The organism is Mesorhizobium sp. C432A (assembly GCF_030323145.1).
GTDB lineage: Bacteria > Pseudomonadota > Alphaproteobacteria > Rhizobiales > Rhizobiaceae > Mesorhizobium.
Map to the genome: position 1 here is coordinate 3,096,999 of NZ_CP100470.1, position 12,704 is coordinate 3,109,702.

At 64.6% G+C, this 12,704-nt stretch carries 13 protein-coding genes and 1 pseudogene; 11 read left to right on the forward strand and 3 right to left on the reverse strand.

Annotation, left to right across the window (positions count from 1 at the left end; translation table 11 throughout):
• Window positions 1-75: 75 nt before the first annotated feature.
• Genes pcaD through pobA form a run of 6 tightly spaced genes read left to right on the forward strand, consistent with a single transcriptional unit; the run spans window position 76 to window position 4,891 of the window.
• Window positions 76-885, forward strand: coding sequence for a 3-oxoadipate enol-lactonase (gene pcaD / locus NLY33_RS14975; protein WP_023704675.1), 810 nt, complete (start codon window positions 76-78; stop codon window positions 883-885).
• Window positions 878-1,291 carry a 4-carboxymuconolactone decarboxylase gene (gene pcaC, locus NLY33_RS14980; protein WP_023668153.1) on the forward strand — a complete coding sequence of 138 codons (414 nt, stop codon included), beginning with the start codon at window positions 878-880 and terminating at the stop codon, window positions 1,289-1,291. Before pcaD ends, pcaC begins: the two co-directional genes overlap by 8 nt.
• A complete protein-coding gene (pcaH, locus tag NLY33_RS14985) occupies window positions 1,281-2,036 on the forward strand; it encodes a protocatechuate 3,4-dioxygenase subunit beta (protein ID WP_023704676.1) in 756 nt (251 codons plus the stop codon). The genes pcaC and pcaH overlap by 11 nt, the downstream gene beginning before the upstream one ends.
• Window positions 2,036-2,650, forward strand: coding sequence for a protocatechuate 3,4-dioxygenase subunit alpha (gene pcaG, locus NLY33_RS14990; RefSeq protein WP_023668155.1), 615 nt, complete (start codon window positions 2,036-2,038; stop codon window positions 2,648-2,650). Before pcaH ends, pcaG begins: the two co-directional genes overlap by 1 nt.
• Before the next feature lie 16 nt (window positions 2,651-2,666).
• Window positions 2,667-3,719: a 3-carboxy-cis,cis-muconate cycloisomerase gene (locus NLY33_RS14995; RefSeq protein ID WP_023704677.1), complete on the forward strand. Its 1,053-nt coding sequence runs from the start codon at window positions 2,667-2,669 to the stop codon at window positions 3,717-3,719.
• Window positions 3,719-4,891, forward strand: coding sequence for a 4-hydroxybenzoate 3-monooxygenase (pobA, locus tag NLY33_RS15000; RefSeq protein ID WP_023704678.1), 1,173 nt, complete (start codon window positions 3,719-3,721; stop codon window positions 4,889-4,891). Before NLY33_RS14995 ends, pobA begins: the two co-directional genes overlap by 1 nt.
• A 13-nt stretch (window positions 4,892-4,904) precedes the next feature.
• On the opposite strand, the gene pcaF is transcribed toward pobA, so the two are convergent.
• From pcaF to NLY33_RS15015, 3 genes and pseudogenes are all read right to left on the reverse strand, one after another.
• Window positions 4,905-6,110, reverse strand: coding sequence for a 3-oxoadipyl-CoA thiolase (pcaF, locus tag NLY33_RS15005; protein WP_023704679.1), 1,206 nt, complete (start codon window positions 6,108-6,110; stop codon window positions 4,905-4,907).
• Between the two features lies 1 nt (window position 6,111).
• A complete protein-coding gene (locus NLY33_RS15010) occupies window positions 6,112-6,900 on the reverse strand; it encodes a CoA-transferase subunit beta (protein WP_023690761.1) in 789 nt (262 codons plus the stop codon).
• Window positions 6,897-7,753, reverse strand: a pseudogene (locus tag NLY33_RS15015) (CoA transferase subunit A). The gene NLY33_RS15010 and the pseudogene NLY33_RS15015 overlap by 4 nt, the downstream one beginning before the upstream one ends.
• 108 nt (window positions 7,754-7,861) lie before the next feature.
• Here NLY33_RS15015 and NLY33_RS15020 point away from each other — a divergent pair.
• From NLY33_RS15020 to NLY33_RS15040, 5 genes are all read left to right on the forward strand, one after another.
• Complete coding sequence (locus NLY33_RS15020) at window positions 7,862-8,632, forward strand: IclR family transcriptional regulator domain-containing protein (RefSeq protein WP_023704681.1); 771 nt, start codon at window positions 7,862-7,864, stop codon at window positions 8,630-8,632.
• A gap of 209 nt (window positions 8,633-8,841) precedes the next feature.
• Window positions 8,842-9,567: a GntR family transcriptional regulator gene (locus tag NLY33_RS15025; RefSeq protein WP_023687928.1), complete on the forward strand. Its 726-nt coding sequence runs from the start codon at window positions 8,842-8,844 to the stop codon at window positions 9,565-9,567.
• Between the two features lie 3 nt (window positions 9,568-9,570).
• Window positions 9,571-10,605 carry an ADP-ribosylglycohydrolase family protein gene (locus NLY33_RS15030; RefSeq protein WP_023696232.1) on the forward strand — a complete coding sequence of 345 codons (1,035 nt, stop codon included), beginning with the start codon at window positions 9,571-9,573 and terminating at the stop codon, window positions 10,603-10,605.
• A complete protein-coding gene (locus tag NLY33_RS15035) occupies window positions 10,602-11,576 on the forward strand; it encodes a PfkB family carbohydrate kinase (RefSeq protein ID WP_023704682.1) in 975 nt (324 codons plus the stop codon). The genes NLY33_RS15030 and NLY33_RS15035 overlap by 4 nt, the downstream gene beginning before the upstream one ends.
• Before the next feature lie 33 nt (window positions 11,577-11,609).
• On the forward strand, window positions 11,610-12,671 hold the full coding sequence (locus NLY33_RS15040) for an ABC transporter substrate-binding protein (protein WP_023687931.1): 1,062 nt from the start codon (window positions 11,610-11,612) through the stop codon (window positions 12,669-12,671).
• The last annotated feature ends 33 nt before the right edge of the window (window positions 12,672-12,704 follow it).

Sequence of the window (12,704 nt, forward strand, 5' to 3'; positions counted from 1 at the left end):
GTTAATGAAACGGCGTAAAATATCATTTTACCAAACCAAATGCCTTGTGCAATGTGAACACGGAGGATCGAAATCGTGCCATTCGTCAACATTGGCGGCATCACGCTGCACCATCGCCATATCAAGGCGAAGGGAAATGCGCGGCCGATCGTGTTCATCAATTCGCTGGGCACCGACTTCCGCATCTGGGACGAGGTGTTGTCCGAACTGGGTGGCGAAATGCCTGTGTTGGTCTACGACAAGCGCGGCCATGGCCTGTCCGACATTGGTGGCGTCAGCTCGATCGACGAGCATGTCGATGATCTGTCGGGCCTGATCGATCATTTCGAACTGAACAATGCGGTGCTGTGCGGCCTGTCGGTGGGCGGCCTGATTGCGCAAGGGTTTTATGCCCGGCGCCCCGAAATCGTCGACGGCCTCATCCTGTGCGACACCGCCCACAAGATCGGCACGGCCGACAGCTGGAACACCCGCATCGAAACGGTCGAAAGCAAAGGCATCCAGGCCATCGCCGATGCCGTGCTCAAAATGTGGTTTACGCCTGCCTTCCACGCGGACCGTGTCGCCGAGCTCGACGGCTACTGGAACATGATGACCCGGCAAGCCGTCGCCGGCTATGTCGGCACCTGCGCCGCGGTGCGCGATGCCGATTTTACCGAGGCTGCGCAGGCGATCGCGGTGCCCACGCTTTGCGTCGTTGGCGACCAGGACGGCTCGACGCCGCCGGATCTCGTCCGCTGGCTGGCCGATCTGATCCCAGGCGCACATTTCGAAATCATTCGTGACGCCGCGCACATCCCTTGCGTCGAACAGCCCGAGGCGCTGACCACCCTGATCCGCGATTTCGTCGCGGCGCTTCCCATGAGAAAGCAGACCCATGGATGAACTGCCCAAAAACGAAACCAGATACCGAACCGGGCTGACCGTCAGGCGCTCGGTGCTCGGCGACCCTCATGTCGATCGCAGCGAGGATGCCGTCACCGATTTCGACCGGCCGTTCCAGGAGCTGATCACCGAGGCAGCATGGGGCACTGTGTGGGCGCGTCCGGGCTTCAGCAGGCGCGAACGCTCGATCGTGACGCTGGCACTGCTGGCCGCCCTTGGCCATGATGAAGAGGTCGCCATGCATGTGCGCGCCACCGCCAACACCGGTGCGTCGCGCGACGATATCTGCGAAGCGTTCCTGCATGTCGCGATCTATGCCGGCGTGCCGGCGGCCAACCGCGCCTTCAGGATCGCCAAGGAGGTGTTTTCGGAAATGGACGGAAGCAGGGCTGGCCATGCCAGCTGATGCCGGCTCGAACCGCAGGCCCGAGACCGGCGCCTTCTTCCAGCGCGACCGCGGCTGGCACCCGCCGGCGCTGACGCCCGACTACAAGACTTCGGTGCTGCGCTCGCCGCAAAAGGCGCTGCTGGCCTTCGACAACACGGCGTCGGAGATCACCGGTCCGGTGTTCGGCCACGCCGTGCTGGGCGAACTCGACAATGACCTGATCCACAATTTTGCAAAGTCCGGCGAGAGCGCCATCGGCGAGCGTATCATCGTCTATGGCCGCGTGCTCGACGAGCGCGGCCAGGGCGTCTCCGGCGCGCTGCTCGAATTCTGGCAGGCCAATGCGGGCGGCCGCTACCGCCACAAGAAGGACGGCTATCTGGCGCCGCTCGATCCGAATTTCGGCGGCTGCGGCCGCACCATCACCGATGCCGACGGCGGCTATGCCTTTCGCACGGTGAAGCCAGGTCCCTATCCCTGGCCGAACGGGCCCAATGACTGGCGGCCGTCGCACATCCATTTCTCGGTGTTCGGCCACGGCTTCGCACAGCGGCTGATCACCCAGATGTATTTCGAGGGCGACCCGCTGATCTGGCGGTGCCCGATCGTGCGCGGTATCCGCGACAAGGCGGCGATTGAGACGCTGGTTGCCGCGCTCGACATGCAGGCGACGATCCCGTTCGACGCGCGCGCCTACAAGTTCGACATCGTGTTGCGCGGACGCCGCGCCTCGCTGTTCGAAAACCGTCCGGAGGGCAATTGATGGCGCAATCGCTGACCCGGCTGAAGGAGAGCCCGTCGCAGACCGCCGGGCCCTACGTGCATATCGGGCTGACGCCGAATTTCGGCGGTATCGGCGGCGTCTACCCGACAGACCTGGGCGCCACGATGCTCAACGACAACGCCAAGGGCGACCGCATCGGTTTGCGCATTCGCGTGCTCGACGGCACCGGCACGCCGCTCAGGGATGCGTTGATCGAGATCTGGCAGGCGGATGCCAATGGCTTCTACAATTCGCCGGCCGAATTGCGCGGCGATGCCGATCCGGATTTTCAGGGCTGGGGCCGTCAGCCGACCGACATGGAAACCGGCCTGTGCAGTTTTCAGACGATCAAGCCGGGACGCGTGCCGTATGGCGACGGCCGGCTGATGGCGCCGCATATCAGCCTGTGGATCGTCGCCCGCGGCATCAATATCGGCCTCCACACGCGGCTCTATTTCTCCGACGAGGCCAAGGCCAATGCCGAGGATCCGATCCTGGCCCGCATCGAGCACAAGGTGCGCGTGCCGACGCTGATCGCCGAGCGGCAAGGCGACGACTATATTTTCGACGTCCATCTCCAGGGGGAGAAGGAAACGGTCTTCTTCGACAGCTGACGGAGGAAACCAGCACATGACCGTATCGCCCTTCGACCATCCGCTGCTTTCCGGCCTGCTCGGCGACGAGGAGGCGGCTCGGCATTTTTCGGTGGATGGGGAAATCGCCGCCATGCTCGATTTCGAGCGCGCGCTGGCGCAAGCGGAAGCCGAAAGCGGGATTATCGGCACGGATGCCGCCGCGGCGATTATACCTGTCCTGTTGTCATACAAGCCGGACACCGCGCGGCTGCGGGCCGGTGTGGCGAAGGATGGCGTGATCGTGCCCGAACTGGTGCGCCAGTTGAAGGCAGCGGTCGGGGCGCCGCACGACGCCGGCGTGCATTTCGGCGCAACCAGCCAGGACGTCATCGACACTGGCCTGGTGCTTCGGCTGCGCCGGCTCATTGAACATCTCGACCTGCTGCTGACTGAAAACATTCTGCGGCTGGTGGGGCTGGAAGAACGTTTTGGCAGCCGTGCATTGACAGCGATGACGCGCATGCAGCCGGCGATCCCAATTCAGGCGTCGGATCGCGTGGCGGTGTGGCGCACGCCGCTGCAACGGCATCAGCAGAGACTGTCGGAGCAATCCAAGCGTCTGCTCGTGGTGCAGTTTGGCGGCGCCGCCGGCACGCTGGAGAAGCTGGGCGACAAAGGACCTGCGGTGCGCGCGGCCCTTGCCGCAAAGCTCGGCCTTGGCGACGCGCCGCAATGGCACAGCCAGCGGGATGCGCTGGCCGAATTCGCCGGGCTGCTATCGCTCATCACCGGCAGTCTCGGCAAGTTCGGCCAGGACGTTGCGCTGATGGCGCAAGGTGGAACCGACATCAAGCTGTCCGGCGGCGGCGGCTCGTCGGCCATGCCGCACAAGCAGAACCCGGTGAAGGCGGAAGTGCTGGTGACGCTGGCGCGCTTCAACGCCACCCAGCTTTCCGGCATGCACCAGGCGCTGGTGCATGAGCAGGAGCGCTCCGGTGCTGCCTGGACGCTGGAATGGCTGCTCTTGCCGCAAATGGCGATAGCGACCGCGGCTGCGCTACGGCTCGCCGCCGAACTCGCCGGACAGATCGAAAGCCTGGGACACTGATGCGCACAAAGATCGTCATTGTCGGCTCCGGACCGTCCGGGCTGCTGCTTGGCCAGCTTCTCGGCACCATTGGCGTCGAGACGGTGATCCTCGAACGTTCGAGCCGGGAGCATGTGCTTGGCCGGGTGCGGGCAGGGGTGCTCGAACAAGGCACCGTCGAGTTGCTTGAAGAGGCGGGCGCAGCTGTAAGGCTGCATGCCGAAGGCCTGCTGCATGCCGGCATCTCGCTTGCGTTCGGCGGCGGCCTGCACCGGCTCGACCTCACGGCACTGACCGGCGGCAAGCATGTCACCGTCTATGGTCAGACCGAAGTGACGCACGATCTGATGGACAAGCGCGAGGCGGCCGGGCTGACCACCGTCTATGAGGCGGCCAACGTCGCGCTGCATGGTTTCGATGGCGAAGCGCCTTACGTCACCTACGGGAAGGACGGCGTCGGCCATCGCATCGACTGCGACTTCATCGCCGGCTGCGATGGCTATCACGGCGTCAGCCGCAAATCGGCGCCTGGGCAGGCGCTGAAAACCTTCGAGCGGACCTATCCCTTCGGCTGGCTCGGCGTGCTGGCCGAAGTGCCGCCGGCCGATCACGATCTGGTCTACGCCAACCATGAGCGGGGCTTTGCGCTGTGCTCGATGCGTTCGACGCATCGCAGCCGCTACTATGTGCAGGTCGCGGCTGACGAACAGGTCGACGCCTGGAGCGACGGTCGCTTCTGGGACGAGTTGCGCAGTCGCCTGCCGGAACAGACCGCAGCCGCCGTCGTTACCGGCCCGTCCTTCGAAAAATCGATCGCGCCGCTGCGCTCCTTCGTCGCCGAACCGATGCGCTTCGGCCGGCTGTTCCTGGTCGGCGACGCCGCCCATATCGTGCCGCCGACGGGCGCCAAGGGGCTCAACCTCGCCGCCAGCGACGTGCGCTATCTCTTTGCCGGGCTTCGCGAATTCTATCTGGACAAGTCGCCGGCCGGGCTCGACGCCTATTCAGCCAAAGCGCTGGCTCGGGTGTGGAAGGCGGTGCGCTTCTCCTGGTGGATGACGACGATGCTGCACCGCTTTCCCGATACGGGCGAGTTCGGCCAGCGCATCCAGGAAGCCGAGCTCGACTATCTCGTGCATTCGCAGGCGGCGTCGACCGCGCTGGCGGAGAACTATGTCGGTTTGCCCTATTAAGGGCAGTGCGATCTCAAACCCGTTCGAGCGCCACTGCGATGCCCTGGCCGACGCCGATGCACATGGTGGCGAGCGCATAGCGGGCGCCGCGCTCGCGCAGTTCCAGTGCCGCGGTGCCAGTGATACGCGCGCCCGACATGCCCAAGGGATGACCAAGCGCGATGGCGCCGCCATTCGGATTAACGTGCTCCGCGTCCTCGGAGATGCCGAGTTGGCGGAGCACGGCGATGCCTTGGGAGGCGAAAGCTTCGTTGAGCTCGATGACATCGAATTGCTGCGGTGTCAGGCCGAGGCGGGCGCAGAGCTTTTGTGTCGCCGGGGCAGGGCCGATGCCCATGATGCGTGGCGCCACGCCGGCAGCAGCGCCGCCGAGGACGCGGGCGATCGGCGTCAGGCCGTATTTTTTCACAGCCGCTTCGGAGGCGATGATCAGCGCTGCCGCGCCGTCATTGACGCCGGACGCGTTGCCGGCGGTGACGGTGCCGCCCTGGCGGAACGGCGTCGGCAATTTGGCTAGCGACTCGACCGTGGTGCCGGCGCGGGGATGCTCATCCTTCGATACGATAATCGCATCGCCCTTTTTCTGTGGGATCGTCACCGGGGTAATCTCCTTCGCCAGCCGGCCATTGGCCTGTGCCGCGACGGCCTTGTCCTGGCTGCGCACGGCAAAGGCGTCCTGGTCGGCGCGCGACACTGAAAAATCCTCGGCGACGTTCTCGCCGGTCTCCGGCATGGAATCGACGCCATACTGTTTCTTCATCAGCGGGTTGATGAAACGCCAGCCGATGGTGGTGTCGTGGATCTCGGCATGGCGCGAAAAGGCGGTCTCGGCCTTGGGCATGACGAAGGGGGCGCGGCTCATCGATTCGACGCCGCCGGCGATCATCAACTCGGCTTCGCCCGCCTTGATGGCGCGGGCGGCGATGGTGAGCGCGTCCATGCCGGACCCGCAGAGGCGATTGACGGTCGAGCCTGACACTTCCTGCGGCAATCCGGCGAGCAGGAGCGACATGCGCGCGACATTGCGATTGTCCTCGCCGGCCTGGTTGGCGCAGCCATAGACGACGTCGTCGATGGCCTGCCAGTCGATGCCGGAATTGCGCTCGACCAGCGCCTTCAGCGGAATGGCGCCGAGATCGTCGGCCCGCACCGACGACAGCGAGCCGCCGAAACGGCCGATCGGGGTGCGGATGTAATCGCAGATGAATGCCTCGGTCATGTCATGCAGCCTTTTCTTTTCCGCTTCCCTCATGCGCCGCCTTGGTGCGGGCCTGCAGGTCACGCAATGTCGTCAGCTCGAGTTCCGTCGGCGCCGGCGTTTCGTCAAGCGCCTCGGCGAACTTTACGATCCAGCCGCAGCTGTCCTGCACCTGCTGCCGCGTCACGCCGGGATGCAGCGACACCACGGTGAATTCCTTGCTCATCGGGTCGGGCTTCCAGATGGCGAGGTCGGTGATCAGCAGCGTCGGTCCAGCGGTGTCGATGCCTAGGCGCTGGCGGTGATCGCCCCCATCGCCATGGCCGAAGGAGGTGAAGAAGTCGATCTTCTCGACCATGCCGCGCTTGGACTGCGCCATGGTGATGTAGATCTCCTTCGACGAGGTGGCGATCTCCGGCGCGCCGCCGCCGCCGGGCAGGCGGGTCTTGGGATGCGCATAGTCGCCGATGATGGTGGTGTTGATGTTGCCGAACTTGTCGAGCTGGGCGGCACCGAGGAAACCGATCGAAATGCGGCCGCCCTGCAGCCAGTAACGAAACATCTCCGGCACCGAGACGGTCGTGACGGCGGTGTCGCAAAGTTCGCCGTCACCGATCGACAGCGGCAAAACATCGGGCGCGGTGCCGATGGTGCCGCTTTCATAGATCAGCGTGATGTCGGGCGCATGCGTCAGCCGCGCGACGTTGCAGGCGGCTGACGGCGCGCCAATGCCGACGAAGCAGACATCGTCGTTTTTCAGGGCTCGGCTGGCGGCAATCGTCATCATCTCATTGGGAGTAAAGCCGCTCATCCCGCGCTCCTCAGATGCTTTACGCGGCCGGCGAAATCGTCCGCCGTGCGATCGAGGACATTGGCCTGCATCCAGGTCTGGAATTTTTCACGGTCGGCGGCGATGTCGTCCCATTCGAGATAGGCGGCGTTGTCCCTGGCATAGTAGCCGTGCGTGTAGGAGGGATGCGAACCGCCTGATACCACCGAGATCGCAGCGATGGTCCAGCGCGGCAGCACGGTGAGGTTGGGATGCAGGTCGTCGAAATTGTCGACGACTTCCTCTACCGTCACCACGGCGCGCTTGGCCGCGAGCACCGCTTCCTTCTGGATGCCGATAATGCCTTCGACCAGAACATTGCCTTTTTGTCGGCCTTCTGAGCGTGGATGAAGGTCACGTCCGGTCGGATGGAAGGAACGGCGGCAAGCACCTCGCCGGTGAACGGGCAGGTGACCGAGCGGATGTTGGGATTGACTGCCGCCAGCCCGGCGCCGCGATAGCCGCGGAAAACCGCGCAGGGCAGGCCGGCCGCGCCCGCCTCATAGGCGTTGGCCATGCCGGCATGGCTGTGCTCCTCGATCTCGATCGCCCGGGGAAAGCCGTTCTCGATGGCATCGCGGGCGCGGCGCAGCAGGCCGACGCCGGGATTGCCGACATAGGAGAAGATGATCTTCTTCGCCATGCCCATGCCGATCATCTGGTCGTAGATCAGGTCGGGGGTCATTCGGATGAGGGTGAGGTCGCGAAAGCCCTGGCGGATCGCCTCATGCGCCGCCGCCGTCGGGATCAGATGGGTGAAGCCTTCGAAGGCGACCGTGTCGCCATCGTGCAGGTTCTCCGCCACGGCCTGTTTGAGGCGCAGGAATTTGACCATCGCAGAAAACTCCAAAAGTTCGTATTGCGAACATTTGTTTTGTATGAGATATTTTTACATCGCGCCGCCGAGACGAGTCAAGGCGGCGCATTGTCTTGCGGAGGCCGCATGGAGGACGAGGCAACGACGCGCGACCATGTCGGCTCGCTGGAGCGCGGCCTTGCAGTCATGGAGATACTGGCCAGGCATCCGGCGGGCTTGACACTGACCGAAATGGCGGAGGAGGCGGGGCTGACCCGCGCCGGCGCGCGTCGCTTCCTGCTGACGCTGACCGCCACCGGCTATGCCACGCAATCCGGCCGGCAGTTTTCGCTATCGCCGCGCCTGCTCACCATCGTGCGCTCTTGGCTCGGCGGCGCCTCGCTGTGGACATTCGCGGCATCCATCATGCGCGACGTCGCGGGCCAGTTCGACGAGGCCTGTAACGCGGCGGTGCTGTCGGGCGAGGAAGTCGTCTATGTCGCGCGCATTCCTGGCCGCCGCATCCTCAGCGTTTCGCTCGATGTCGGCACCAGGCTGCCGGCGCATTGCACCTCGATGGGGCGCGTCCTGCTTGCGGGGCTGGGCGCGGATGAGCTGAAGGCCTTCCTTGCAGAAGCCAAGATCGAACGGCGGACGCCGAAGACGATCACCAGCCGCGCCGCGCTGGCCAAGGCCATCGACGCGGCGAGGGCGGATGGCTTTGCCGTCGTCGATGAAGAGCTGGAGCTCGGCCTGCGCTCGATCGCCGTGCCGATCTGTGACCGCGCGGGCAAGACCGTCGCGGCGATCAACGTCTCGACCCAGTCGGCGCGGTTCTCCGTCGAGGCGATGGAGCGGGATATCCTGCCGGCGCTGGGGAAGGCCAAGCGACGGATCGAGGAATTTTTCTTCGTGTGAGCGCAAGGCTAATCGCCTGAGGGAAGCGCTGCCCCCGCTCTGTCTCGGAGACGGGACGCCCTGCGCGGTTCGCGTCGCCATGCGAACAAACGATGCCCGGGGCACCTCCTGAGCACAACGCATATGCGTGAATCCAAATATATCGTTGACGTCGCCCTTCAACTCCAATATCGAACAGGACTATACAGGTTTACTGAACAGGTACCCATATGAAGCGGCGCGCGGTTCAACTGTCTCCCGGCACGGGCAAGCCCGAGCAGATCGCCACCGTTCTCGAACATGAGATCCGCTCCGGCGTGCTTGGCTTCGGCGACCGCCTGCAAAGCGAGAACGAACTCGTCCAGCGCTTTTCCGTCAGCCGCAACACGGTCCGCAAGGGCCTCGAGGAGTTGTCCAGCCGTGGGCTGATCACGACCAAGGTCGGCATCGGCTCCTTCGTCACTTTCGACGGCAAGCCGGTCGATGACAGCATTGGCTGGTCGCGGGCGCTGGCCAATGCCGGCGCCAATGCCGAGACGCGGACGCTGCGGCTTGAAGTGATCGAGGATGCCGATCTTGCCGCGCTGCTTGGCATCGAAAGCCCGTTCTTCATCGCCGTCGACCGGGTGCGCACCAATGCTAGCGACGGCCATGCGATCTCCATCGAACGCAGCCGCCTGCCGCTGTCGCCCGAACTGGAGGACGTGCCGCTGCGCGGTCTGCGCGAAGGCTCGCTGCACCAGACGCTGCGCGGCGCCGGCCTCATCCCAGACCATGGCGAGGAATGGGTCGGCATCGAGATGCTGAATGCCGAAGACGCCGCCATTCTCGGCTGCCCGCAAGGCACGCCGTTCCTGCGCGGACGCCGGCTGACGCGTGCGGCCGACGACCGGCCGATCGAATATGTAACCAGCCTGCTCAACCCGGCGCATTTCGCGCTGCATATGAGGTTTTGAGCGATGCCGGACAGAACCAACGACACGCTCGATCGCGCCATGGGCGCGCTTGTCGGTGGGGCGCTCGGTGATGCGCTGGGCATGCCGACGCAGCTTCTGTCGCCAGCGCGGATCGCCGAGCTATACGGCCATGTCGAGGATTTCGTGGCGCCGTTTGCCGATCATCCGGTGTCGAAGGGGCTCGTTGCCGGCACCATCACCGACGATACCGAACAGGCGCTGCTGCTTGGTCGCATTCTGGTCCAGTCCGGCGACCGCTTCGATCATGCGCGCTGGGTGAACGCACTGCTCGACTGGGAGCGCGAGGTCAAGGCGCGCGGTAGCTATGACCTGCTGGGACCATCGACCAAGCGCGCCATCGACGCCATCAATGACGGCGTGCCGGCGGAAGAGGCGGGAAGCCGGGGCGACACCAATGGCGCGGCCATGCGCATCGCGCCGGTCGGCATCATGATGCCGCTGGAACCGCTCGACGCTTTCGTCGCCAAGGTGGCCGAAACTTGCCGTGCCACGCACAACACCTCGATCGCCATCGCTTCGGCCGCAGCAGTTGCCGCCGCCGCCAGCCACGGCGTCGCCGGTGGCGACTGGCGTGCCGCTTCCGACAGCGCGGTAGCAGCCGCGCGGCGAGGCGCCCGGCTCGGACATTGGGTGACTGGTGGCGATATCGCCGCGCGTATCGCCTGGGCGCAGGAGCTCGTGCGCGGCAAGACCATGCGGGATGCGATCGGGCTCATCACCGATCTCGTCGGCACCGGTGTGGCCAGCCAGGAGTCCGTGCCGGCAGCTTTCGCCGTGCTTGAAGTCGCGCAGGGCGATCCCTGGCAAGCGGCAATCATCAGCGCCAATCTCGGCGGCGACACCGACACGATCGGCGCGATTGCCTCAGGCATGGCCGGCGCCTGCGTCGGCTTTTCGCAACTGCCGCAACAACACATTGCCGGGCTCGTCGGCATAGATATGGGGGAGGTGCGCTCGCTTGCCGAAGACCTCGTCGCGGCGCGCACGGCAAAGGCCAGCAAGGATGCCGCGGCATGAGTGGGCGTCTGGTCCATATCGGCAGCGCCGTCGTCGACTATGTCTACCGCATCGACGCCTTGCCGGCGCCGGGCTGCGAGAAGACCGCGTCGAGCTTTGCGCAGGTCGCCGGCGGTGGCTTCAACATGATGGTCGCGGCCAGCCGCACCGGCATGATGGTGGTGTTCGGCGGCCAGCTCGGCAGCGGACCGAATGGCGATTTTTTGCGCGCCGCGTTTGCGGCCGAAGGCATCATAACGCTGACGTCGCCATCGCCGGTCATGGACAGCGGCAATTGCGTCGCCATGATCTCCGGGGATGCCGAGCGCACCTTCGTGTCGTGGCCCGGTGCGGAGAGCATTCTCAGCCTCGAGATGATGAGGCCCGTGGTGGTCGCGCCTGATGATTGGGTGTTCACGTCGGGCTATACGCTGAGCTATTCCGGCAGCCGCGACGCGCTGACCGACTGGATCGAGGCGCTGCCAGAAAACATTCCCTTCGTTTTCGATCCAACGCCGGTCATCGCGGATATCCCACGTCCCATCCTGTCGCGGGTGCTTGCCCGTACGACATGGCTGAGCTGCAACATGACGGAAGCGGTCGAGATCGCTGGGCAAGGCGATGTCGAGGCACTCGCCGCCCGGCTGCTCGCCGACCACTGCCCAAAGGCCGAAGGCGTCGTTATCCGCGCCGGCGCCAAGGGCTGTTTCGTGAGGTTGGTCAATGGCGAGACGCAGACCATTGCCAGCTTCAAGGTCGATGCCATCGACACCAATGGCGCCGGCGACACCCATATCGGCGGTTTCGTCAGTGCACTCTCGCGCGGCGTGCATCCCTTCGAGGCGGCGCGCTATGCCAATGCGGCGGCAGCACTTTCCGTCACCCGCCATGGCGGCTCATCGGCGCCGACCGACAGCGAGATCCAGATTTTCCTGAGCCAGGCCGCCACGGGCGAGCCGGGCCAGAACCAGAAGGCCCATCAGACAGCCTGACCCGCCAAGCGGGCAAACAAGAGAGGAACGAACATGCGCATGCCAAGACTGACTGCCCTGCTGACGGCGACCGCCGTCATCACCTCCGCGCTCACGCTGGCCGCCAGTGCCGCCGAAGTGCATGTGCTCAACTGGAAGGGCTACGGCGCCGACGAGCCGTGGGCGATCGAAGCCTTCGAAAAGGCGACCGGCAACAAGGTCGTCAACGACTTCTTCAATTCCGAACAGGAAATGCTGACCAAGATCCGCACCAATCCGGGCCTCTATGACGTGGTCATGATCAACGCCGCCTTCAACGATCAGGCGATGGCGGAAAAGCTGATCCAGCCGATCGATGTCTCGAAGCTGCCGAACTATGCCGACATCAGCAAGGACAAGGCGCAATCGCCGATGCTCGACCATGACGGCAAGGTCTATGGCGTGCCGTGGGTGTGGGGCCTGACGGCGCTGGCAATCAACGAAAAGTCCTTCGACAAGCCACCGACCTCGATCGCCGAAATGTGGGACCCAGCGCATAAGGGCCGGGTCGTCATTCGCGACGACGCTGTCGAAGCGGTGCAGTTCGGCGCCATCGCCACCGGTCAGAATATCAACGACATCAAGGATATGGAAGCGGTCAAGGCGAAGCTGACCTCGCTGATGCCGCAGATCAAGACGTTCTGGAGCTCGGAGAACGACTGGAACCAGATGGTCGCCTCCAACCAGATCGACATCGGCACCTATTGGAGCGGCTCGGCCGACCGTGCCAAGACGCATTTCAAGCTGCCGGTCTCGCTGGTCGTTCCGCAGGAAGGCGCCGTCGCCTGGCTCGACGCGTTCTCTATTCCCGTGGGCTCGAAGAATGTCGAGGGTGCGCAGGCCTTCATCAACTGGATGATCGATCCGAAATTCTATGTCGAATGGGTCACCAAGGTCGGCGCGCCGGTGTCGGCCAACACCAAGGCGGTGGAAGCGCTGCCTGAAGACTCCTTCAACCGCAAGGTGATGGGCGATCCCGAGGTGGCCAAGCGCATCCAGTTCCAGGCGCCGATCACCGACGCGCAGCGCGAGGCCTATCTGGCGCTGTGGCAGCAGCTCAAAGTCGACGTGAAGTAACGCTCACGTCCGGACCAGCCGGCGGTTGGCGCC